The organism is Flammeovirga sp. EKP202, assembly GCF_014534745.1.
Taxonomy (GTDB): domain Bacteria; phylum Bacteroidota; class Bacteroidia; order Cytophagales; family Flammeovirgaceae; genus Flammeovirga.
The window spans coordinates 41677-66024 of sequence record NZ_JACVVP010000013.1; the positions used below are offsets into that span (position 1 = coordinate 41677).

Here is a 24348-nt window from a genome sequence, read left to right on the forward strand (position 1 = left end):
TAAGAACGTCCTAATTACTAAAAATACTTTTTCTTAAATTATTCTTTCCAATCCGATAGCAATCACCTTAGCGTTTTCAGGATTATTTTTTCCTGCAACGTCATTTAAAGTAAGATAAATATTTGAATCATTCTTCTTAAGTTGGAGTGATCCCAAATTTGACCTTTTGATCGTTTTTCTAAAAGTAGATTTCAAATCAAAATTTTCCCAATATGCACTTTCTCCTTCTATTAAAGTTCCAAAATCATTTCCCCCGTTATCTTCTAAGTGTGTTACCGAAGTAGATGCATTATTGGTGGATAAAGAGAAGGAGTAATCTTGGAAGTCTTCAATTTCATGGACTAAGAAAATATTGTAAGTGCCTTCAGTGTGAACTTTAATATCATAAGTCGCTTGATCGTCTTTTGCAGACCAATTTTCTATATTATGATTATTATTTTTCAGATTTTGAGATATTGCTGAGGGGCCACAAGTATAAATCTGTGTTGAGGTCCTTCCTTTAAAACCGATTTGGAAAACAGGCATATTATAAGACTTAGAAGCGAGTACACCATCATACCATTTTTCCAATTCTTCTTCCAAAGATTTTGCAATTTCAGGTTTTTCAGCGATTAGATTTTTCGTTTCTCTAGGGTCTGAAATTACATTATAGAGTTCTTTATTATTTTGGTCTTGATTTTGGATAAACTTCCATTCTCCCTTTCTATACGCCAAACCTTGATTTTTAAAAATGAAACTCTCTTTAAATTGAGGGGTTAAGGGCTCACTCGGAGTACTCATATTTTTATCCGCTTTGTCAGTTCCAATATTACCTTTAGGGCTATGACTAGCAAAAACTAATTCACTGTCAGGAACTTCCTTTTTATCAAAAATCGGTGAAAAATCAATACCATCTAATTGCAGTGAATCATGTAAAGGAAGGTTACACATTGCGGCTAAACTAGGGAAAAGATCTTCAATTTTTGTCAACCTATCAATGTGTGTTGATTTCAGTTGGTTGCCAAATTTGATAAATAAAGGTGACTTCACACCATTCTCCCAGTTCGTTCCCTTATTGCCTCTAAAAGCAGAAGGGTTTCTCAATTTCCATTCTTCCTCCGTTAAGCCAAAACGATAACTTTTTGTCCAAGGCCCATTATCACTAAGAAAAACAATAATCGTATTATCAGCTAAACCTTGTTCTTCTACAGTTTGCATGACACGTCCTAGATTTTCATCAAGGTTATCAATCATACCATACAAAAGTGACATTGGCTCAGATAATCCTTTTGCTAGATATTTATCTACATTTTCTTGAGGAGCTCTCCACGGGTTATGTGGTGCCAAATGAGAAATATAAGCAAAGAAAGGCTGATCTTTATTTGATTTAATAAACGAAATGGCCATATCAGTAAGAGCATCCGTAGTATATCCATTCGTATTTACTTCTTGCCCATTTAACAGTCCAGTATTATCAAAATAATTATACAAACAGCTATAATAGGCTTCATCAAAACCTCTGTCCCATGGTAAATAACCATCCGTTTTTCCGCTATGCCATTTTCCCCACATGCCAGTTTTATAACCATTCGATTGGAACACTTGAGAAATCAGCGTTTCATCTAAATTCATATAATCTCTACCACCATGTACTGATGTGACGCCCGTCTTCAAAAAGTTTCTACCGGTTAATAAGGCAGCTCTTGATGGAGCACAAACCGATTGCAAATAAAAATTATCAAATTGAACAGAAGCTTCACCCAAAGCATCGATATTCGGCGTTTCAATCATCGTATTGCCATGAAGGCTTAAATCATCAAAACCTAAATCATCAACTTGTATAAGGATAACATTAGGTGGTTTATTTTCTGTCTCAGGTGAACAAGAGAAGAATAAAAATAAATTTAGAAAAGGGAACAGAAGAAAAAGGTTCTTCTTTCTTGTCGTTAATTTGTAGTCTTGAAACATAATATTTTTGTTAGGTTTTAAATATTTAAAAAAATCAAAAAGTGAGTTTTTAGAGCTATTTAGAATAAAAATTTAAAGTTGTTTTTATTTCGGACATAGTAATACAAAATAAAATTTTTATTGACAGTTTTCCAATCCAAAACATGTTAAAATATACTACTACATTATTGAAAACGAGGATCTAAAAGCGGTTGTTAGAGTCTACCCTTTAAATTTGCAACTTAAAAAATTCATCGATTATAGCTCTTTTGGGATTTAAGAAATTATATAAGAAGATTTAGTCTTGTAACACCGATAATTATCTATCTTTAAACTATTAAATAAAACTCGACTTTTACGAGCAACTATTAGCAAGAAGCAGATTGTGTTTTAATCTAAATAAATAAATTTTGACAATTAACTTAAACAAACAATGAGACATTTTTTTGTATTACTACCGTTATTAATAGTGCTTCAAACCGAAGCTTTTTCCAAAAAACTACCCACCAAAGTCAGCGGATATGTATTCGAAGACATCAATCAAAATGGCGTACTAGACAAAGGCGAACCGCTCGTAGAAGGAGTGGCAGTTTCGAATGGTTTAGAAGTGGTATTGACCAACGAGAAAGGTTTTTATGAATTACCCCTTCAACCGAAACAAACCATTTTTGTAAGCAAACCAAGTGGTTATGAACTAAGAAAGAACAGCTATAACACGATGGCTGATTTTTTACATTTCTACCCTGAACCCACTTCCGAATCGTATGCACCAACCGTGGCACAAAATGCGGAAGTTCCTACACAATTGAATTTCCCTTTAAGAAAAATTGAAGAGCCTAAGACTTTCACAATGGCCATGCTTGGTGATATTCAAGCACGTTATCAGCATCAAGTCAATTATGCCCATGAAGTAGCCGAGGAATTGTATCAATATCCTAATTTGAAAGGTGCAGTGATGTTAGGGGATATGGGTGATGATAACGCCATGATTTTTCCGGCCTTAAATGAGCTTTTTAAACAATTTACAACTACTGTTTATCCGGTGGCAGGGAACCATGATAGAAACTATGATATTGAAGATTTGACAGAAGATTTCAGTGGCTTTAAAAAGTACTATGGACCAGATCAGTATTCTTTTAATATAGGTGATGTGCACTTTATTGCCATCAATAATGTAACGACAATCAAAGGCATTCAATACAAAGATTTTATTCCTAAAAACAGAATGGAATGGATCAAAAATGATTTAGCTACGGTGCCGAAAGAAAAACTAATCGTCTTTTTACAGCATATTCCACTAGGGCATATGATGCAGGAAAGCAGAGATGAATTGATGGAAGTGATCAAGGACTTTCCGAATGTTAAATCATTCTCTGGACACCTTCACTCTATGACCCATTTATATTTACCTTATGGGGAAGATAAAGTTGTACATGATGTAGTAACCGGCGCTGCATGTGGATTATGGTGGGGAGGTGAATTAGACCTCGATGGCATCCCTCATGGTTTGATGGGTTGCGGTTCACCAAAAGGATATTACATTGCTCATTTCAATGGTACTGAAGTTAATATGGAATATAAAGCGTCAGGTAAACCGAAAGAAAAACAAATGAGAATTTGGGTGCATCAACCTGCTAATGAAAAGAATGACCCAACAATTCATATCCCGGAAGGTTTAACTGAAAATCATTTCTTAGCGAATATCTGGGCAGGGTCGATTAAGACGGAAGCTTATGCTCAAATAGATGGAGGAGAATGGCAAAAATTAGAACGAAGAGATAAAATTGTGGATCCAACAGCAAGAAGAATTTTCTTGAGAGATTCCTTAAAAATATCCAATCATAAATCACATATCGGACCTGGCTATCCTAAAAATATCCCATCACATATTTGGGTAGGGGAGTTTCCAGAAGGTTTCAAAGATGGAAGCCACATCATTAAGATAAAGGCTGTTGATCCATCAGGAATGACGTTCGAAGGTCACCGCATCTTTACGAAAGGTAATTTTGATGGTGATTATGAAGAAGTGGATTGGTATAATATGAATTAATTATGGTTTAGTTGTTATTCGACAGCCCATTACCCTTAGTTGACATTGGGATTAGAAGTTTTATTGTTTTTTCTAATCTCGGTGTCAACTTTCTCTTTAATTCTGTTTTTTACCTCTTAAAATCTTCATTTTTATTTAAATAGGATAAAATACATAACTAATTAACGAAAAAACAGAAAGATTCCCCCATTTCAACTCCATTACTTTGTGGTATCACTCAAGCATTAGAAATCATAACTCATAATATAACTTCTAAATTAAATAGGTAAGAATAAGTGCTCTTATGCTTGATTTTTTCACATTCAAACGACACAAAGTATGGAACACTTGAAAGAAGATAAGAAAACCAAACTAAGCGAATTCCCGGATGCATTTGAACAAGCAAGAATTGAAAAAGGGTATGGTGAAATAGATGACCAGAACGATCCTGTTACAATGTTGCTACGCTTGAAGGATGTTCGAAAAACAGCACATAATTGGAAGACATTTATCTCAGGAGCAGAGCCTGGACGTATCGTAGTACCGTCAGAAGTGCATATTAGAGACATTCGTCAAATCCCTTTTGAAGTAGACCCGCCAGAGCATAAATCGTATAGAGATTTGGTAGAGCCTTGGTTCAAAAGACCGTTGGGGGAGGAGTATCAAAAAGTGTTGAAGACGATCATTGATGAATTGATTGATGAAGTTCTCACCATGGATCAATTTGAAGTAGTAGGAGATTTCTCTTTGAAATTACAATCAAGAGCGTTGACGACATTATTAAATGTGCCTTACAAAGAATCTGAGACTTGGATTGATTGGGGAGTACACGTTTTCCGTTCTGAGGATACTGATTTGGATGGAGGAAAAGCCAATATTCTTTTTGATTATTTAGATGAGAAAATTGAGGAAGCGAGTAAGAATCCAGGTGATGATCTTTATTCATTATTACTTTCTGCTGTAGTGGACGGTAAGAAAATGACAAAAGAAGAAGTGAAAGGGGTGATGATCTTAACTTTTGCGGGAGGTAGAGATACAGTGATCAATGCCGTAACGAATTCTATCGCTTACTTCGCAGAGCATCCTAATTCATTAAAAAGAATTGCTCAAGAGCCGGAAATCACGGGTAGAGCAGTGGAAGAATTAGTGCGTTACTTCGCACCGTTGACCCATATGGGAAGAGTGGTAACAGAAGATACGCAGGTGTGTGAGCATGCCATCAAAAATGATTCAAGAGTATCCTTATGTTGGGCTTCAGCCAATAGAGATTCTGCTGCCTTTGAAAATCCAAATGAGGTAGTTTTAGATCGTAAGGTGAACCCTCACGTAAGTTTTGGTTTTAGTACGCATAACTGCCTTGGTGCTACACATGCCCGTCAAATCTTGAAGATTTTATTGACTTCTTTAGCGGAAAAAGTAAAAGATATTGAAATCAAAGACGCGAAAGAAAATATAGAAGAGTGGGGTGAGTTTAACCGTAAAGTAGGGTTTAAAAACATCACTGTAAGTTTTAATTAATACACACCATCATCAGCCCATGACTTAAGTCGTGGGCTGATGATGGGACATCCAATATAACACGAATAGAAATGGCTAAAATAACATTTATAACAAAAGATCAGGAGTCAATTGTAGTAGAAGGAACGGCGGGGTCGGTAATGGAATTGGCGGTACAAAATAATGTAAAAGGAATAGACGGTGATTGCGGAGGAGTATGTTCTTGTGCTACATGTCATGTACAAGTGGATCCTGCTTCTGCTGATAAGTTGGGAGAAGCAAGTGAAATCGAGCAAGATATGTTGGAGTTAGATGATGACGCAAACGAATACAGTCGTTTATGTTGTCAGTTGCAAGTGACTGAAGCATTGGATGGTGTAGTGCTTAATGTTGTGAAGTAAATGGATAATAATAAATGTTGTGTAATCATTGGGGGAAGCCACGGAGGTGTGAATGTGGCTTTCTCCTTGAGAAAAGAAGGGTGGGAAGGAAAGATTGTTGTCGTTGATAAAGACCCCAACTTACCTTATCAGAGACCTCCACTTTCTAAAACTTACCTTACAGTAAAAGATGAAAGTGGCTATATTCCATTGAAGGGAGAACAAGCGTATACGAATGAAGGTATCGAATTACTTTTGGGGCAAGAAGTAACAAAAGTAGATAAAAGTACACAATCTGTTGAACTGAATGATGGAACTGTAATATCGTATGACTTTTTGGTTTTAGCGACAGGAGCTTCACCCATTATTCCACCTATTAAAGGAATTGATAAGGCAAAGCACCTTTTTGTAATGCGTAATATTCAAGACGTAAAAGGTATTCAGGCCGCCTTGGAAAGCGGGGTACAAAAAGTGGCTATTGTAGGTGGAGGATATATTGGTTTAGAGACGGCAGCTTCTTTAAGAAAGTTGGGGTTAGAGGTTATTGTTTTTGAGAGGGAGCAACAATTATTACCCAAGGTCAAAGCTAATGTTCTTTCTGAATTTCTCTTGGAATTGCATCAAAATAATGGGGTTCAAATTGAACTTCAATCAAGTGTTTCTGAGATTAAAAATGAATGTCAAATTCAGACCATTATTACATCAGAAGGTAAGGCATTTGAATGCGATATGATTATTATGGGGGTTGGTGTTTATGTCAATCAAACTATTAGTAATCAATTAGAATTAGATTATAATAATGGTATTACTGTCAATGCATACTGCCAAACATCAGCAGAAAACATTTATGCCGTAGGAGATTGTAATACACATTATAACGCTATTTATGATCAATCCATCCGGTTAGAATCTGTTCAAAATGCCGTAGATCAAGCTAAGATCGTCGCAAAATCCATTACAGGAACTTCAGAGGAATACAACAGCCTTCCTTGGTTTTGGTCTGATCAGTATGATGTGAAATTACAAATTGCAGGTTTAACCATTGACGCAGATAATCATATTATTAGAAAAGAAGACGAGAAGAAATGGTCGATATGGTTTTTCAAAGGAGATCAAATACGATCGGTGTATGCCATCAATAATGCAAAAGCATATGTGGTGGGCATGAAACTGATCCAACAAAATGCTAAACTAGACAAAGAGAAGTTGGTAGACTTGAATGAAAAGCTATCACCTAAAACTCTTTTGATACAAAACGAGATCAATGTGTGATCACAAAGCTTCATTTCACTTTCCTTTAAACAGGTAATAAATAGTTAAGTTAAATAACCTCATGATGTGTGTCATGAGGTTTATTTTTCACTAAGATATTTTAAATTCTAATCCCTTCTATGCTGATATATGTACCAATTTCTGAAGTATTGATATCTATTTTACCATTAATGGTGAACACTCTATTTTTGAGACGTTGAAGTGTGTTTGTGTTTTTAAACTCTAATTCGATATTGTTTTCGAAATAAATATCTACTTGATCATCTTCTGCAAGTAGGCTCAGATGAATAGTCTGATGATGGGGATGTTCTAATGATAGATCTAGAAGAGCTTGTATAATTCTGTAAATCTGATTTTTGATCAGTAAATCAGTTTTAGGTTGTAACGTAGGGATACTTAGGTGAATTTTAGCAGAACTATATTTCTTTTGAAGGCATAAATCTTCAATTACATCATAGAGTGATTCGTTTTCAAAATCAGGAGAAACTAAATAATGACTAATGGATCTTACTTTTGAAATGGTATTGGTGATTGATGATAGTATGGAAGGAGTATCCATATTATCTGCTTTTTGAATTGAATCCAAATTATGATTTATTTCTTCATCAAGTTGAGCTTTGATTTGCTTTCTTTCTTTTTCCTGTCCTTCGATTAATGCTGAGGTATACTTCTGACTGATCTTAAGTTGCTCTTTTTCTAAATCTACTTTCTCCTTGTAAATGATGTACGTTTGATAAAACATTAGGATAAGATAGGCTGTCATATCAAAGGAAATAATGATATGGAAGATATAGCGATTTATTTCTCTTTTCTCAATAAGGTTTGCATTAGGTAATACAGAAAATAAAATAACCGTCATGGTTGTGATGCAGAAAATACCCAAGGCATAGTAAACCATTTTTCTTTTCTCTTTGATACCCAAATAAAGTAAACTGATAATACCAATATCAGATACTGCAATTAAGAGAAAAGCCAAGTTGATAAGGAACTTCTGAGACTCGATCATGAATTCAGTTTCACTGAAAAAGATGGCAATGAAATGGAGAATGATGATCGGTAAGATTGACTTTTCAAAGATCAACCCATATTTCCCTAAACGATTTTTTTGTTGAAATATAATATGACTGTAGAGCTCAAAAGCAACATAGTGATAAGCCCCTGAAATAATCAGAAGTAGGTATTTGGTATGGATGGCAACGCTTAAATTAAAAAGATTGGCAAAGAAACCATATTCCATATCCGGGTAGGAGACGTACAAAATTGCACAAAGTACGTAAATGACAAAAACACGCTTTTTTAGAAATAAACCTCCAATTATACTCAAGAAAACAGTAATCAATATCAATGACCTACAGACTACCTTAATTATTTTCTCTTGATCGTAAACCTTTTGAAAGGTATCACTATTATATATTTTAATACTCTGATTAATAGGCCAGTATTCGTCATAGATTGTAAAGTAAATAGTTACTTCCTGACCTGCTTTAATATTAAAAGGTTTGCCATAACCGTAACTTATGTTTTCGGGAATATTATTATTGGCCCATCCATATTCTTCAGCTGTTATTATATCTTTTTCATCAATGATCCACAATTTCAAACTTTTAACCAAGACACTATTGATCTTTAAAACAAGTTCTTGATTGATTGAACTATGTACGGTTACTTTGAAATAGTGGGTGTCACCATAACCGTAGGTAATGTCTTGGCAGGGAGCATCAGCCAATAAATTATCTTCTTCAATGGCGTTAATATTGCAGATTTCGTAAGTGAAGCTATTATCTGTTTTCGAAACGCAAGAGAAAAGGCAAAGAGTCAATAACAATAAAAAGCAATAATTTTTCATGATAAAGATGTAGTGCTTAGTGCATTGATTTGAGCATTAACAAAGCTAATTTTAGTGCCATTTGGCGTTCTTTCAATAAACATTTTGCCATTCAACTTTTCGATGTTGCTTTTCATGTTTTTGATTCCAGAGCCATTATAATTTTCTTCACTTGCGAATCCAACTCCATCATCCATATAGAAAAGACTGATCTGCTTTTTGGAAGCGTCTTCATTAATTTCAATGAATACATTATCGGCCTGACTATGCTTTAAAGCATTTGAAAGAAGCTCTTGTATGATGCATAGTATTATCTTTTGAACTGCTGGAGAAATAAAAACATTGACACTCACTGAGGCTTGAATATTGAGATGATAGGCTTGATATTGTTTTAGAAATTCTAATAAAATATCATCAAAATTCTTTTGGGTTTTAGGGTTAAGTCCATAAATCATATCATCTAAACTTCTTATAGTATCTGAAAGAATTTCCGATTTATTGACTTTGAAAAGGCCTCCCATTTTATCGATGAGTGCAAGGTTAGCACCAATATGATCATGTAATTCTCGCCCGATCCTATTTTTTTTATCTTCTTGCCCTTCCATTAATGCCAAAGAATAGTTTCTTTGCACATTATTGTACTTATGTAACAATTGTTTTCGGTCCTGAATCAATCGATAATATTTATATAGTATTACACTAATGTAATAGAGTGCATTAAAGGTAAATAAATAAAAGAAGATGGTTCTTGAGATCTCATTTTTTTGGATTATTCCGAAGTTTGCCAAACCTGAAAAAGCCATTATTATCACCCCATTCAGTATAAATGCATAAATTATAGGTTTTACAATTAATAATTTTAGCTTATACCCTTTGTATAAAATATAAGTGATGAAAGAAAAGATAACTGTCATACCTGTACCACACAATAGTACGTAGAGTGTATTAACAATAGGAGATTCTTGAGGGAAAATGAAGAGTCCAATGATACTAGAAAAAGCCATCACCATGAAAAACCTCATCGTTTTAGGGATTCTTTTATCTAAACCTTTACAATTGAAGATAATAGAATAGTAAAAGCAGAAATAAGAAAGGTGATGAAATTGGATAATCACGGCCTGTATAAATTTAGAATTGTAATCATCTGGAATGAGGTTGACTAGGAAACCGTATTCTGCTTCTATAAAAGCTAAACCTGTAAGGGTGGATATGAAATAATATAGAAAAATTATTTTCCTGAAATAGAAGCCTAGAAAAATGCCAATAGATAAGAGTATACCTATTAGTGTACGACAAATTATTTTTACATACCTTTCATATTCAAAGTATTTTTCTAATTCGTTCGGGCTTTTTAGGCTAAAACTATCATTATAAGCAAAACCAAGGTCGTGTAGGCTGTAGATAACCTTTTTCTTTTCACCAGCTTTAAATGCTAAGGGAATAGAGATGCCTTTTGATTTATCTTCAGGAAATTTGTTGACAGTATTTCCATAGTGTAGATGAGTGGAAATAGTATCATTTTCTATCACCCATAATTGAAAATCATAGAAAGTAGATCCATTGAAAAATAGGATTTGTTCTGTGGCTTCCTTTGCTTCTAGATTTATCTCAGCATATTTGATACTCTTGATCAAATAGTGTTGATCGGGAGTAATAGGTACATATGAAGGGAGTGCATCAACTTCAAGTTCATGGGTTTGAACGAGAATTTGATCCGATGATTTTTTACCGTAACATTCTGTGTTAATAGCAATGATGATAAGTAAAAAATAGAAATTAGCTAATATTTTAGTAAGCATAATTTACTACCAATTGTATGATACAAAAAAGTCGATGAAGGTAATTATTGCACACAATTTACAATTAATCTTTGATTAATCTAATGCCAATGAATTTCAAAATTCAATAAATATGATTTTAGGGTCGAATAACACCCTTTTGTTATGTATTTTTTTAGTACGAAAAAAACGTACCAATGACTCAGAAAAATGAGATTGATACGCTTTTGACAAATTTAAAAGCAAATGATTAAAGTCCTAAATAATAAGTGCATAGGACTTTGTTAGTAATAGAGTATTGCTGGTTTAAATACTTTTAGGAAGTTTCCAATCTTCTCTTTCCTTTGCGAATAATCTTTTTACTTTCAGGACCTTTAATGATTCCTTTTTTGTCGTCTAACCAGACAATTGCACCTGTAGGGCAACGTTGAATGGCGTCTTGTGACTTGTGATCTTTAGCGTAATCGATGGCAGGTAAGTTATTGATCATTTGGATCAAGTTGCCTTTTCCATCCACTGCACATTTTCCACATGCTGAACAACCCACTTGACATTCTTCTAACACTGCATCACCATTTTCAAGGTTCTTACAGTTGACCCACAAACGATGACTGATAGGGTGGATAGAGAACAGGCCTTTCGGACATGCTTCTACACAATCACCACAAGCTGTACACTTGTCTACATCGACTACAGGTAGTGAATGTTCATTAAGAGATATTGCATCAAAATCACATGAAACGGCACAATCTCCCAAACCCAAACAACCCCAGAAACAGCCTTTGTCGCCTCCTGAAATTAATGAGGAAGCTTGGCACGTTTTGAGGCCTTCGTATTTTGATCTATTGACCGCAACGTTGGTACCACCACCACAAGCGAGACGAGCCACTTGTTTTTCTTCCTTACCCAAGTCTACACCCAAGTAAGAAGCAATACCCTGCTGACCTTCTTCTGTATTTACTGAACATTTTCCAGGTAATATTTCACCTTTGACAACTGCTTCTGCAAAAGGTTTACACCCTGGAAATCCACAAGCACCACAATTGGCCTGCGGTAGTAGATCGTTGACAACATCAATTCTCGGGTCTTCATAGACGTAGAACTTTTTGTTGGCAACAATCAGCATGATGGCGAGTAGGAGTGTCAGTCCTCCCAAAGCCAAAAGTGCAGTTATTATTGTCATATCTTGTTCTTTTTTTTAGTTAAATAAACAGGCCTTTTTCTCTAAAATACAACTGGTTCAAGTCTTAAGCTGAAAGCGTGACTTGGACCTATATTTGAAAAAAGTCTGTAGACTTTTAGCTCTATTTTTATGTATCTATAAGTCTTCAGACTTATAGAAATTACAAGCACAAGTGACGCTTCGCTGAACACTTGCGCTAGTTCATGGTATTTTATGAAGAAGTCCTTATATGATGTAGTAGCGCCAAAACAAAGTTCTGACGCTACGGACCACCAAGTACACCCCTTAGAGGTGAAAAAAAAGTAAATCTTTTGTATACAAGAGTAGTAATAAACCACCTATCGCAAGTGTTAAGCCGTTAGGCGTCACTTGTGATTTGCCATTGGCGAAGTCTCCCGACTTCGAACGGATTTGAATGGTTTACTTACTTCGAAGTCAGGAGACTTCGTCAATAAACAGTTCCAAGTGACGCTATCGCTTAACACATGAAACATGTACTGCTTGTACAAAATACCCCAGCACTTAGTAAATCACCTCAGCCCACTTTTGACCAGCAATCAACTCTGCCTTACGTACTAACCACGCTTCTTCACTTCCGAGAATTTTAGCAAAAGCCTTGTCTAAATTCTCTTTGATTTTCTCATGACCAGCAACGTAGATATAGGTATTATTTTGATTTAATAACTTCAATACTTCCTCCGCTTTACTTTCAATTGTGGCATCTAACGTGATCGTATCCGACCATTGACCATGAGACGTCACGGCTTGGAATGCTTTGAAAGTAGATTGATCGTAGTATTGTGTCAAGTCATCGTTTTGTTCATTCATGTACAACATTTCCAAACCGCTCTTTGCACCGTAGAACAAGCGAACAGCACCTTTCCAGTCTTTGACGTTTTCATAGATATGCTTTACAAATGCTCTAAATGGAGCGATACCTGTCCCCATACCAATCAAAATCATATTGGCTGATTTGTCTTTCGGTAATTGGAAAGCTAAATCGAAAGGACCAGTGATGATTACTTCATCCAATACCTTTCTACTGCAAAGGAAATTAGAACTTACGCCTTTGTATTGCTCACCATTAAAAGCATCTACGTAGTTACATCTTTTGACCAAAAGTGTGATTCTAGTTTTACCATTTACACGTACTGGAATATCAGATACGCTGTATAATCTATGATGGTATTTTTGACCAAAATCGCCTTCTTTTTCTACTAAAACACCAAAGCTTTGATTGACTTTGCACTCAAAATTAGGATCTTCTACTTCTAAAATAATTTCCCTAACTTCTTCTGCTTTAGCCGGTGATACTCTAATACTAAGAATCACTTTGGTTTTATATGTTGTCTCTGTTTTATAATCTGCTAATGAACTCATATCAATATCTTTTTTAATTTAAACATTCGCTTTTTTGAATTGCTTTTTGCAAACTGCTCCACACGAACAGCTTCCACATTGTGATCTATGCTTCAGCACGTCTTCGTCATTCAGTTCTTCTTTGAAAAGTTGTCCCCAAAGCGATTGAACTACGATCCATGCCACTAAAATGACAACGAGAATTAAGAGTGCTGTGAAATATTTAATTAGCATAGTATTACCCATTTAGTCCTGAAAATCCCATAAATGTGAGTGATAAAATACCACCGATCAACAGCGTTAAAACTGTTCCTTTGACCACATTGGGTACTTCAGCAAATTCCATTTGTTCACGTAATCCGGCCATCAGTAATAGGGCGATTGTAAATCCAGCGCCTGCTCCTAAAGCGTAGAATACACTTTGAAGAAGGTCATACCCTTTGTTGGTTTGGAATAATACAAGACCTAGAATGGCGCAGTTTGTCGTGATCAAGGGTAAGAAAATACCCAACGCTTGGAAGAGTGAAGGACTCATCTTTTTGATGATCATTTCCACCAATTGTACCGTAGAGGCAATCACAACAATGTAGCTGATCAATTGGAGGAAGGGTGCGTCAATCATCACAAGCAAACTATGAATGCCGTATCCACAAACTGCACTTATGAGCATTACGAAGGTCACCGCTCCCCCCATTTTTGTTGCCGTATCTACCTTTCCCGAAACACCAAGGAAAGGACAAATTCCAAGAAAATACGCTAAAACAAAATTATTGATTAGACAGGCATTTAAGAAAATGCCCCATAAAGGTTCGTTGTTCATGATGTTGTCTTTTTAGATTTGAAAATGTTGAAAATCAAAAGCCAAAAAGCTAGTGTAAAGAATCCTCCTGCAGGTAGAATCATCACGATCCAGTCTTGAAACTGATCGGGGAATACCTGAAAACCGAAGAGACTTTTACTACCTAGTAATTCTCTCACCACGCCCAAGCACAAGAGACCAAAAGTGAAACCTACGCCCATACCCAAGGCATCCATAATGGATTTACCAATGGTATTTTTAGAGGCAAATGCTTCCGCTCTACTCAAAATCAAGCAATTCACTACAATCAAGGAGATAAACGCACCCAAGCTTTTGTGTAGCTCTACACTGATGGCTTGGATTACATAATCGATGATTGTTACGAAAGTGGCGATAATTAATATATAAGAGGAAATCCTTACTTGTTTTGGAATAAAATTACGTAATGCGGATATTAAAATATTCGACATCAGTAATACAAAGGCAGTCGCTAAGCCCATCGCTAGGGCGTTGCTTGCCGTGTTGGTTACAGCCAAAACAGGACACATTCCCAAGACCTGTACGAATACAGGGTTCTCTTTCCATAATCCTTTAATAAACTCATCCGTAGATAAGTCTTTCTTTTTCGGAGGTTCTTTTTCCAATACTGTACTCATCGTTATTGTATTTTAAATTCCGAAATATTACGCTGTATAATTGGAAGCATTTCTGAAGTACTTTCATTCAGAATATTTCCAATGGCTCTTGATGAAATAGTAGCACCCGTGATGCCATCTACTTCCCATAAGTTGTTCTTTTCTCCACTTTTTACGGTGGTGACAGAGTTGACCAACTGTGATTTATCAGCATTTAGCTTTACATCCATCGCTTTGAAGTTGGCAAGGAAAATTTCATCTTTTTCGATTTTATCTCCCAAACCTGGCGTCTCTTTACTTTCCAGTACATAGAAACCCACAATCTCTTCTTTCTGAGGATTGTAACCATACAATACCTTGATCACATCAGCATACCCTTGACCAGCTCCTTGAATCGCTAAACCTGCCAATTCACCTTGACCTGTAAACCCTGCATAGACTACCGTTGCTTCTTTTTGGTTTTCAGCTAGAGGTTTGAAATGCCCCTCTTTGTCCAAATAAAAAGCTCTTGTTTTCTCAATGCCTGGAAGTACTTTGAAGATGGCATTTTGCAATGCTTCTTGTTTTAGGAAAGCAATTCTTTCGGCGGTTCCTTCATACGTCAGTACAATCAATAAAGCACACAAGGCTCCTATACCGACCATCGCCGTCAACATCTTCTTGCTATTGGATGTTGGTTGCTCCTGTTGTTCTATAGTTGCACTCATGACTTTTTCTTTTTAGATGTACCGTAAACTCTAGGTTTTAGCCATTGATCCAATTGTGGAGACAATGCGTTGCCGAGTAAGATGGCGTACATTACCCCTTCAGGAAGTCCACCCCAAATGCGGATGACAACAACTAAAATTCCTATAAAAGCACCGTAAACTATGATTCCTTTTGTGGTCAATGGAGATCCTACCATGTCAGTGGCCATAAAACAAGCACCTAACATTAATCCTCCAGAGAATAACATAAACAATGGAGAAGGGTAGAGTTCTGCATTAAACAAATGCAAGGCACCACTTAGAACGATTACTGAAGTCAGAATACTTACCGTAATCTTCCAGTTCGCCATTTTTCTTATCATCAAATAGACACCACCTGCAAGGATCAAAAAGCTACTTGTTTCACCCAATGAACCTCCAATCATACCAAAGGCTAGATCGAAGGAAGGGGTAATATGATGATCGAATTTAAAAGCGGATAATGGTGTTGCTCCCGATGTGATATCGTATACAGGTTCCATAAATGGCAAGGCCAAAACGGATGATGGAATACTTGTAAAACGATCAGCGGATAAAGCATCTGTCCAAGTGGTAATTGCTACAGGGAAAGCCGCTTGTAGAACCGCACGTCCTACTAAAGCAGGATTAAAGACATTGTATCCTAATCCTCCAAAAACAAACTTTCCTAAGCCAATAGCAATGAATCCTCCACAAGCTACCATCCACAACGGAAAGGCAGGAGGGAGGGTCATCCCCAACAGTAAACCTGTGATCACTGCAGAATAATCCGAAGTGGTCACTTTTCTTCCTGAAACTTTACACAAAGCATACTCTGTGATAAGACAAGAAGCAACTGCGGTACCCAAGACCAATAAAGCGGATAAACCAAAAGTGAAAACGGAAAATAAGGCTGCCGGAATTAAGGCATACACAACATTTTTCATTATCACTTGCGTACTATTCCCCTTCACAATGTGGGGAGAAGTACTGATATGTAATGTTTTATTAAGCATGTTGTTTCGCAGATTTTCGTTTTCTAACGATTGATTTTGACAATCTGAAATATTGCACCAGCGGGATATGTGAAGGGCAAACGAATGAACATGAACCACATTCGAAGCAGTCCAATAAATTCTGTTCTTCCGCCATTCTATCATAGGCTTTGAATTTCGCCATCAGACCCATTCTTGATGGATTCAACGATAAAGGACAAGCTTCCACACAAGCACCACATTTGATGCAAGGGTGTTCTTCATTTCTAGAAACCACGTCTTCGTCATTGAAAACTATGATGCCAGAAGTTCCTTTTACAATTGAAATATCAAGGTTGGAAACGGCCATACCCATCATAGGGCCACCCATATACACCTCACTGATGTTGTCACTAATTCCCACTTGATCCAAAACGTAACGTAAAGGAGTTCCCATTGGAATAAGGTAATTTCCTTTGTTTTTCACACCAGGACCAGTGATCGTGACCACTCTTTCTTGGATGCCCCAACCGTGTGGAAGAAGACGTCCAATCTCTGCAGCTGTTGCCACATTGACCACTACAGCACCTACATCAATAGGCAACCCACCAGAGGGAACTTCAACTCCCATAATGGACGTGATCAACATTTTCTCAGCACCTTGAGGATATTTTACCGGAACGACTTTCACTTCGATTGGAAGATCTTCTGGAATAAAACGTTCCAGATGTTCCGCTGCGTCCATTTTGTTGGCTTCAATACCGATGATTGCTTTCGGTGCACCCGTTGCTTTCATCAAGTATTTAATGCCATGAATGACATCCTCAGTCTGTTCTAACATTACTCTATGATCGGTCGTGAGATAAGGCTCACATTCGATACCGTTGATCAAGAGTACTTCACAATTCTTATCATCAGGTACTTTCAATTTGACGTGAGTCGGGAAAGCCGCTCCACCCAAACCAACAATACCTGCATCTTGAATACCTTTCAAAATCTCATCTGCACTTGCCGTCTCTAAATCGAGGGGCATTCCTTCGGCTACTTCTTGACCAGAAAAAGGGAATACCTCCAGGAAGATTCCTGGAGACATTTTTCCTGAGATGGTAGGGACATTCGCAATCTTACGGATGATCCCTGCTGCAGGAGCGTGAATCGGCACTGATACATAGCCCGTAGACTTTGCAAGCAGTTGACCTCTTTCCACTTCCTGACCCTCTCTTACTACAATTTCTGAAGGAGACCCAATGTGCTGTGCCATGGGTATAATTAGCACCGGAGCGAAATCAAATTGACGAATCGGCAGGTGATTGGTCTCTTCTTTGTACTCCGGTGGATGAACCCCATGTTTGAACGTATCCTTATGAATATTCAACATTTTCATAGGTTCAATCTTTAATTAAATTTCTCTCCTCTTTTAATCCATTTTTCCACGTCTTTCTCCGCCATGTTAGCAGGAGTACCAGGGTGAATCACTCCAGCAGTACATTTTTCTGCCGCTTTCACGATGTCTTGGTACGTTCCGCCGTCAGAGTTTTTGACAAAGGCTTTTTTATCTGAATTATAGCTAAATATCTTGCTGTTGATTTTAATACACTCATCGCAAGAAGTACATTCTTCTGTCTCTAGCCATGGTGCGATATAATCCGCATTTTGTTCAGCAGCTGGTGACTCAGGGGATGATGCAGTGTCGGAAGAGGCAGTTGAGTTTACCAAACTGTCCATATTTAAATTACCTCCACCGGCTAATTTCATCAAACCCTGAGCAATGTTTCCAACCACTTCAGCTTTGATTTTCTCTTCGATATTTTCTTCAGGTTGTTCTTTCACACCTGCAAGACCTTTCAGCATGATCCAGAAGTCTCTTCTTTCTTCACAAGACTCCACAATCGGATCAGCCACTAACACTCTATTTAAGTGTTGTTTTCTATCTACAGCCCAGATGAATGGATATTTACCTTCTCTTTCATCTGCGTCCATTTCAAGGTACTCACTGATCACTACCATATCCTCATTCCAAGCATCACGAGGAACTTGTCTGAAGTGCTTTCTGAAACGAGCTTCAGTCAAGGCAAAGTCCGCAAATGTCATATCCAATTCCATTTCCTTCTCTTGCTCATTCTCTAGGTACTTCAATGTATATGAAGGCCAGTTTTTCTCCATATCAGGATTACCTGTCAAGTCGAAGTTCTCTTCAGTCGTTTTACCCATTTCTGGATTATACTTGAAGATTGGATAAGAACGAGACTCTAATGCCAATTTCGCTTGGTGTGCTCCTAAATCATCTGCTACACCGTGCTCCGGCTGACATGTTGTATACAAGTTGAATAAAGCAGGGCGTTTCGCTTGAAGACCATCAATAAATCCTTCGATCATCTGCGTCGTATTCGCCAATGTACCTTGCAATACATATGTATTTCTGTGTGCCATTGCCAATAAACCGATCTCCTTACGAGGCTCTGATTTACCTTTCCAAACCTTACCGTACTGTGCCATATCTGATACTTGACCGATAAAGCCTGATGTACATGCTTGACCACCTGTGTTAGAGTATACTTGCGTATCTACAACGATTACTTTGATTGGTTTACCCGAAGCCATCATTCTTGATAGGTTTTGGAAACCGATATCGTACATAGAACCGTCACCACCAAGTGCCACTACAGGAGGGCAAAGGTGCCACTCATCGTCTGAGAATTGCTCCCAGTTGAAGTAAGTGAAGAAGTCGTCATGTTCTGCTGGATTGTATTCTCCGCTTAATTCCAATTCCGCTTTACGGATTGCTTTGAATCCTTCTGCCATTTTCACCATGTGCCCTTCAAATACACCCATTGCTAATGAGGTAGAATCTTGGAATAAGTGGTTGGCCCAAGGGAATGGATAAGGGTTATAAGGATAAGTACTACCCCAAACTGATGTACAACCTGTGGCGTTACAAATACCCATATTCGAACGACCATCACCCGTTGTGCCTTGTGTATATTTCCATTTCAGTTGCTTCAATTGAGCAATCAGCTGACTTGTATTTCTTAGCCATTCTTGATCAATTGGTTCACTGCCTTTTTCTTCCTCAAATCGGTTGGTGATATCTGCCATTGTCAAATCTTTGTCCTGCATTTCAGTGACAATTTTCGACATCATATCTGTATCATTCAGATTGACAGTACCGACAAGTTTCGTTTGAAGATGTTTCTCCATCTTACCGATCAACTCGTCTAAGTATTTCACATGCTTCTCAACTCTTGGATTCATCAATGATTCCACTGTTGCAGTAAATAAGTGAACTACTGTTTTCTCTGAACAACCTAAACAAGCACCGTCACCTGATGCGAATGCACCGTAAGCGTCCTTGTTCAATAACAATGTTTCTAGAGGTCCGATTTTCTCCTCCAGATCATCAATTCTGTTGTACTTTTCAGGAGTAGTAGGAAGATCTTCCCATAGATCCCACTCACTGCGTAATTTGGCAACAGCACCTTCCGTTTGAATGACCGTCTTAAGGGCGTCATCATTACAAACTTTCACACATTCCATACAACCTTTACAAGTGGCAGGGTTTAATGTGATGCTGAATAGACCACCGCTATTTTTCTGTTTTTTCTCATTCAGATGGTAGTAAGGTCTAGTCAAAGCAAATTTGAAGTCCCCTAGTTCCTCTTTGAACCATCCTAATTCTTCCACTAATTTTGCTTCTGTATCAGGGTTAGCAATTACCTCATCAATTACTTGATGGATTTGCTGATTCACTGAGATTTTCTCATCATTCTCTCCGTTAAATAAACCCCTGATTTGGCTTTCCATCTTACGGATTGCTCTTGGAAGTTCAGTTACTTCGAAATGATTTTTCTTCACTCTCTTCACTACAGTATCTAGTACCGATGAAAGCTCAGAAACTAAACCTGGAAGTGCTGTATCAGGACAAACTGTATAACAGTCACCACAAGCTGTACAATTTTCAGGCACCCATTCCGGATATTCAAAACGAATACCAGTCATGTCTCTGAATAGGGAAGTAGTCGCAGGCATCAAACTTAGACCGATAAATGGATCCGTCAAGTTATCATTACCCATACCTCTTTGGTAGAAGTTACCTGTTTGCTCCCAGAAACGGTGCACATCACTCAATTTCGACTCACTGACAGGACGTTCTTTCAACATTTTCGGCACTGTAACAGTACCCGCATCTTTTTTCTGAGATGTTGTAGTTAATTCCTTATTCGTGATCTCATGAATTTCCGTGAAACCTCTCTTCACCACACGCATGTTGTCATCTACAACACGTTGTCCTTTGGCTCCGAATTTATATTGTAATTGGTCTTCGATGGCTTTCAATAAAGTCTCATCTGTCAGACCTGCTTTTTCTTTTAATGGAGAAGCTGAGAAGAACGCCCCTTGGAAGGCGATACCTTGCATACGAAGCTGTAATTCTGGATCTGTAGCTTCCTCTCTTGCGATCTTAAATCCATCGATATACCAGATATGAATATCGTTTTGGATGATCAGTTTTTGATACTGTTTTGGAATATCAGCCCATACCTCTTCAGGTGTTTCTTTTTCACTTTGAATAATGAAATGACCACCTTTTTTTAAACCTGCTAACGCATTGGTGTGCTTGAATACGTTAGGGTCTGGAGAAAGAACCACATCCACGAAGTAATACTCGCAGTTGATACGAATTGGCTCTGGTGCTGCTGCTAAGTAATAGGTAGTAGGTTGACCTTTTTTCTCCGATCCATATTTAGGGTTGGCTTTGATATCATAACCCAATAGATCGAATAATGTCATGGCTAAGTTCTTACCCGTAGTAATGGCACCCCAACCACCAACGGAGTGGAAACGAACCGTTACCGCACCATCAGGCATTAAGTTAGGATTTTCAGAACCTCTAACTGCCAAGTCTTGAATATTTGGATAAGCCTTTTGGATGCTTTCCTGATATGCTCTTTGTTTTGGTGAAAGTGGATTTTCCTTTAAGAAATCAATCGACAAGTAGAACATCTTCTTCTGAGCACCGTCAGGCAACATGTTTTCTACTGCACCAATAATTCCTTCAGGTTGTAAATCTCTACTACCCATACCAAATGATCCCGAGTACAATACAGGGAAATCTTCTGGCTTCGTATAGCTTGCCAACGTAGGATAAGGAACATTCTTACGGTGTGCACCATTCTCAATACACTTCGTCACTACAGATCTGATCTCTCTCATGATCGGAAGATCTTCTGCTAATGGCTGATCCAAACGTTCTAATACAACTACACCTTTTCTTCCCTTCAAGATATGACCCAACATATCGGCAGGGAATGGTCTAAACATCACTAAATCAACTACACCAATCTTAAGACCTCTTGTTTCTCTTAAGTAATCAACTACCACTTCTGCCGAAGAAACTACACTGCCTTGACCTAAGATCAAGTAATCCGCATCTTCAATTTTGTAAGTCATTACTCTTTCATACAGACGACCCGTCAATTCAGAAAAATCTTTGAATGCCTGGTCTGTAATTTCTTGAATATGATCAAAGAAGAATGGACGCTGTGCTGCAACACTCTGCATATAAGCATCTTGGTTTTGTACCAAACCTGCCATCAATGGATTATCAACATCCCAGATTTCAGGAATTCTTCTTCTTTGGTCTCCATAAATCAGGCGTTGTGCCTCAGTAGGAGTATCTATAATATCATCCGGACGACCTAAGTACTCTTTGATCAACTCTCTCTCTGGAAGATTCATTGACTCAATAAGGTGAGTCGTCAAGAAACCATCCTGAGCGATGATACCAGGAGTCAGTGCCAGCTCGGCAATTTTATGGGAAATAATATTTAAATCAGCAACGTGTTGTGCCTTTTTGGCAAACAACTGGAAGAATCCAGTATCGTCTACTGCATGGTAATCATCGTGTCCTGCATGTACATTCAGTGTAGACTTTGTCATGGCACGAGCACCGATGTTCAATACATAAGTTAAACGCTTACCTACAGCGGCATAAAGAGATTCATGCATGTAAGCGATACCTTGTCCAGAAGAGAAGTTGGTGGCACGCTGCCCTGTCATTGACAGACCTGCCGTTACAGCTGCTGCTGCATGTTCACCTTCTGGTTCTATAAATATTAAGGGTTTGTCTGAAATGTTCAAATGTCCTCTGGCAGCTTCTTCTGCCCAATATTCACCCATTTGAGTAGATGGGGTAATCGGATACGCACCAGCTGCATCCGTAGACTCTCTTTCACACATGATGGCAACTGTATTACCATCCATTGCTACACGCTTTCCAGGGTATTTCGCTTTAGAAGATTTGTGGTCCTTCATCGTCGTTGATTTAGTCTTAATTGTATATTTTTTCGTTTTCTTTAGGGTGTACACATCCATCCTCAAAAAGTGATTTTTTTGAAGTCAATAAGAAAGTGTTGGTGGTATATTCCACTTTCTATGCTTTAAAGAATATGCACACGATGAACCTTAGTTCTGTAAGAGGAAAATCCTCAGAATATTAAAGGTGTTCCAAGTAGTAGTTGTTTTTCTATAGGCTTAACGTAAGTAATAGGCCAAATAACTTTGACATAGAACTCATTATCCTTTAAGAGTAACCTTAATGATTAATGCACTCTAATTGGCAGAAGATGGCTTACTTCAATTATTTAAATAGGACTGCCATAAGAGTTGGTAAGAACGGATCTTCAATTCATACTTTGCTTTTCTATGAAGATTTTGGATTGGTTACGGCTCAAAAGTTAGTGCTAAGACATCCCTTTTATGGAACACTTTTTATCAATTGTATACATCTAGAGTTATAGAAACGCTAATGTGGCTTTAAATTGATCATCATTGCATTGGTGGTTATTGGTCCTCAGAACATGTTCAAAATCAATTGAAAATGCCCTTAATTACTTTTCATTCACTAATGTAGGTTAACACGATGGGTTGCGACATGATCGTCCTCAATAGAAAACATGACGAAAGTCAGTTTTGTGATAAAAAAATGCATTTATGACACTTCTAGCCTATTTTTTATGACTTATGTTATTTAATTATAAATGTCGTTATAACACTAATTTAAAATTAATACAAATAAGATTAAACGTGTCTGAAATACACTAAATAGCGAAATTTCGCCTTGCTTTCATCATAATACTTTTTAAATTGCAGTATGCTTACTTCACCAACAAACGCAATACCCGATGATACGAAACCAATCACACCAAAAAGAGATTCAGGAATTACTTCGTTTCTGTAAAAATGCTCAAAATAATGTAGAGCAGTATCTTCGTACAGATAGTTACTACAATAGAAGTATGATGCTAATTACGTTTGAACATTTGTTTATTCATCTTGAAGATTATCTTGTTGATACTTTTCAAGAATTTGAAAGGCAAAGTTATGTGGACTGTACGCCTTCTACAATGCCTGTCTATGATTATGATGGGAAGTTGTTTACGTTGGAATGTGCATCGGAGTGGGTAGGCTGTAAGATCTTTGGAGATGCTGAGGAGATTGAACAATTATTGATACATAATGATATTGTAGATTGGAAGATTGTTCAAAACAACTTGAGAAAAACAAGAGCATTGGTAAAAGGTCTACGCCAAGATAAAAACAAAATGCCGACAAAAAGAAACAGAATATAAATTGCATTTTTTTGAAATTAAAATTTTAGGAAGCCACCTTAGATGTTAAGGTGGTTTTTTATTTGCATGAATATTTATTACTCCGTAAACTCAACTTTCGAATATTTATGATATTTAGAAATCAGGAGATTTCTGATGATCTGTAGGACACGAATGACGCTAAAGCTTAACATTCGTGACAGTGGTCATTTTATTTCATTTGTATGGTAGTGCTTCCATCATCGGCCTTGAAGGGAAAAGCGTCAAGAATTTCATGAAGTGAGCCGTTAGAAATGATTTTTCTGTTTGAGCTTTAGCGAGTTTAAAATCATTTAGGCGAGAGGAATGGAATTTAGCTTTTGACTTCTAAGCCTAGATTTTTT

17 protein-coding genes are annotated in these 24348 nt (G+C 37.3%); 5 read left to right on the forward strand and 12 right to left on the reverse strand.

Annotation, left to right across the window (positions count from 1 at the left end; all coding sequences use genetic code 11):
• Positions 1 to 33: 33 nt before the first annotated feature.
• Positions 34 to 1947, reverse strand: coding sequence for an arylsulfatase (locus IC221_RS10125; RefSeq protein ID WP_188168862.1), 1914 nt, complete (start codon positions 1945 to 1947; stop codon positions 34 to 36).
• 412 nt (positions 1948 to 2359) lie between these two features.
• Here IC221_RS10125 and IC221_RS10130 point away from each other — a divergent pair, with 412 nt between their 5' ends.
• From IC221_RS10130 to IC221_RS10145, 4 genes are all read left to right on the forward strand, one after another.
• The gene (locus IC221_RS10130; protein ID WP_188168863.1) at positions 2360 to 3976 is read left to right on the forward strand and encodes a calcineurin-like phosphoesterase family protein; all 1617 of its coding nucleotides are present in this window, start codon (positions 2360 to 2362) and stop codon (positions 3974 to 3976) included.
• Positions 3977 to 4294: 318 nt separating this feature from the next.
• On the forward strand, positions 4295 to 5473 hold the full coding sequence (locus IC221_RS10135) for a cytochrome P450 (protein ID WP_188168864.1): 1179 nt from the start codon (positions 4295 to 4297) through the stop codon (positions 5471 to 5473).
• Between the two features lie 71 nt (positions 5474 to 5544).
• Complete coding sequence (locus IC221_RS10140; protein ID WP_044210859.1) at positions 5545 to 5853, forward strand: 2Fe-2S iron-sulfur cluster-binding protein; 309 nt, start codon at positions 5545 to 5547, stop codon at positions 5851 to 5853.
• Positions 5854 to 7104: an NAD(P)/FAD-dependent oxidoreductase gene (locus IC221_RS10145; protein ID WP_188168865.1), complete on the forward strand. Its 1251-nt coding sequence runs from the start codon at positions 5854 to 5856 to the stop codon at positions 7102 to 7104.
• A 100-nt stretch (positions 7105 to 7204) separates the two neighbouring features.
• Here the strand turns inward: IC221_RS10145 and IC221_RS10150 are convergent, their stop codons facing one another.
• From IC221_RS10150 to IC221_RS10200, 11 genes are all read right to left on the reverse strand, one after another.
• Entirely contained in the window at positions 7205 to 8950 is a 1746-nt protein-coding gene (locus tag IC221_RS10150; RefSeq protein WP_188168866.1) for a hypothetical protein, read from the reverse strand.
• Positions 8947 to 10728: an ATP-binding protein gene (locus IC221_RS10155; RefSeq protein ID WP_188168867.1), complete on the reverse strand. Its 1782-nt coding sequence runs from the start codon at positions 10726 to 10728 to the stop codon at positions 8947 to 8949. The genes IC221_RS10150 and IC221_RS10155 overlap by 4 nt, the downstream gene beginning before the upstream one ends.
• A gap of 295 nt (positions 10729 to 11023) precedes the next feature.
• Positions 11024 to 11890 carry an RnfABCDGE type electron transport complex subunit B gene (locus IC221_RS10160; protein ID WP_188168868.1) on the reverse strand — a complete coding sequence of 289 codons (867 nt, stop codon included), beginning with the start codon at positions 11888 to 11890 and terminating at the stop codon, positions 11024 to 11026.
• A 522-nt stretch (positions 11891 to 12412) separates the two neighbouring features.
• Positions 12413 to 13270: a ferredoxin-NADP reductase gene (locus IC221_RS10165; protein WP_188168869.1), complete on the reverse strand. Its 858-nt coding sequence runs from the start codon at positions 13268 to 13270 to the stop codon at positions 12413 to 12415.
• Between the two features lie 18 nt (positions 13271 to 13288).
• Positions 13289 to 13483, reverse strand: coding sequence for a hypothetical protein (locus tag IC221_RS10170; protein ID WP_156152505.1), 195 nt, complete (start codon positions 13481 to 13483; stop codon positions 13289 to 13291).
• 4 nt (positions 13484 to 13487) lie between these two features.
• A complete protein-coding gene (locus IC221_RS10175) occupies positions 13488 to 14069 on the reverse strand; it encodes an electron transport complex protein RnfA (protein ID WP_188168870.1) in 582 nt (193 codons plus the stop codon).
• A complete protein-coding gene (gene rsxE, locus IC221_RS10180; protein WP_188168871.1) occupies positions 14066 to 14704 on the reverse strand; it encodes an electron transport complex subunit RsxE in 639 nt (212 codons plus the stop codon). Before rsxE ends, IC221_RS10175 begins: the two co-directional genes overlap by 4 nt.
• 2 nt (positions 14705 to 14706) lie before the next feature.
• Positions 14707 to 15390 carry an FMN-binding protein gene (locus IC221_RS10185; protein WP_188168872.1) on the reverse strand — a complete coding sequence of 228 codons (684 nt, stop codon included), beginning with the start codon at positions 15388 to 15390 and terminating at the stop codon, positions 14707 to 14709.
• Positions 15387 to 16403, reverse strand: a complete 1017-nt coding sequence (locus IC221_RS10190) for an RnfABCDGE type electron transport complex subunit D (protein ID WP_188168873.1) — start codon at positions 16401 to 16403, stop codon at positions 15387 to 15389. Before IC221_RS10190 ends, IC221_RS10185 begins: the two co-directional genes overlap by 4 nt.
• Positions 16396 to 17739: an electron transport complex subunit RsxC gene (gene rsxC, locus IC221_RS10195; RefSeq protein ID WP_223241351.1), complete on the reverse strand. Its 1344-nt coding sequence runs from the start codon at positions 17737 to 17739 to the stop codon at positions 16396 to 16398. The genes IC221_RS10190 and rsxC overlap by 8 nt, the downstream gene beginning before the upstream one ends.
• A 17-nt stretch (positions 17740 to 17756) precedes the next feature.
• Entirely contained in the window at positions 17757 to 22670 is a 4914-nt protein-coding gene (locus tag IC221_RS10200) for a 2-oxoacid:acceptor oxidoreductase family protein (protein ID WP_223241352.1), read from the reverse strand.
• Positions 22671 to 23539: 869 nt separating this feature from the next.
• On the opposite strand from IC221_RS10200, the gene IC221_RS10205 reads away from it, so the two are divergent.
• On the forward strand, positions 23540 to 23986 hold the full coding sequence (locus IC221_RS10205) for a hypothetical protein (RefSeq protein WP_188168875.1): 447 nt from the start codon (positions 23540 to 23542) through the stop codon (positions 23984 to 23986).
• Positions 23987 to 24348: the final 362 nt, after the last annotated feature.

What these genes read in the sequence shown, in the direction of transcription:
- IC221_RS10145 (WP_188168865.1), top strand. Translation starts at nt 5,854, where the DNA reads ATGGATAATAATAAATGTTGTGTAATCATTGGGGGAAGCCACGGAGGT.
- IC221_RS10205 (WP_188168875.1), top strand. Translation starts at nt 23,540, where the DNA reads ATGATACGAAACCAATCACACCAAAAAGAGATTCAGGAATTACTTCGT.
- IC221_RS10150 (WP_188168866.1), bottom strand. Translation starts at nt 8,950, where the DNA reads ATGAAAAATTATTGCTTTTTATTGTTATTGACTCTTTGCCTTTTCTCT.
- IC221_RS10165 (WP_188168869.1), bottom strand. Translation starts at nt 13,270, where the DNA reads ATGAGTTCATTAGCAGATTATAAAACAGAGACAACATATAAAACCAAA.
- IC221_RS10175 (WP_188168870.1), bottom strand. Translation starts at nt 14,069, where the DNA reads ATGAACAACGAACCTTTATGGGGCATTTTCTTAAATGCCTGTCTAATC.
- IC221_RS10130 (WP_188168863.1), top strand. Translation starts at nt 2,360, where the DNA reads ATGAGACATTTTTTTGTATTACTACCGTTATTAATAGTGCTTCAAACC.
- IC221_RS10155 (WP_188168867.1), bottom strand. Translation starts at nt 10,728, where the DNA reads ATGCTTACTAAAATATTAGCTAATTTCTATTTTTTACTTATCATCATT.
- IC221_RS10200 (WP_223241352.1), bottom strand. Translation starts at nt 22,670, where the DNA reads ATGAAGGACCACAAATCTTCTAAAGCGAAATACCCTGGAAAGCGTGTA.
- rsxE (WP_188168871.1), bottom strand. Translation starts at nt 14,704, where the DNA reads ATGAGTACAGTATTGGAAAAAGAACCTCCGAAAAAGAAAGACTTATCT.
- IC221_RS10125 (WP_188168862.1), bottom strand. Translation starts at nt 1,947, where the DNA reads ATGTTTCAAGACTACAAATTAACGACAAGAAAGAAGAACCTTTTTCTT.
- IC221_RS10185 (WP_188168872.1), bottom strand. Translation starts at nt 15,390, where the DNA reads ATGAGTGCAACTATAGAACAACAGGAGCAACCAACATCCAATAGCAAG.
- IC221_RS10170 (WP_156152505.1), bottom strand. Translation starts at nt 13,483, where the DNA reads ATGCTAATTAAATATTTCACAGCACTCTTAATTCTCGTTGTCATTTTA.
- IC221_RS10190 (WP_188168873.1), bottom strand. Translation starts at nt 16,403, where the DNA reads ATGCTTAATAAAACATTACATATCAGTACTTCTCCCCACATTGTGAAG.
- rsxC (WP_223241351.1), bottom strand. Translation starts at nt 17,739, where the DNA reads ATGTTGAATATTCATAAGGATACGTTCAAACATGGGGTTCATCCACCG.
- IC221_RS10140 (WP_044210859.1), top strand. Translation starts at nt 5,545, where the DNA reads ATGGCTAAAATAACATTTATAACAAAAGATCAGGAGTCAATTGTAGTA.
- IC221_RS10160 (WP_188168868.1), bottom strand. Translation starts at nt 11,890, where the DNA reads ATGACAATAATAACTGCACTTTTGGCTTTGGGAGGACTGACACTCCTA.
- IC221_RS10135 (WP_188168864.1), top strand. Translation starts at nt 4,295, where the DNA reads ATGGAACACTTGAAAGAAGATAAGAAAACCAAACTAAGCGAATTCCCG.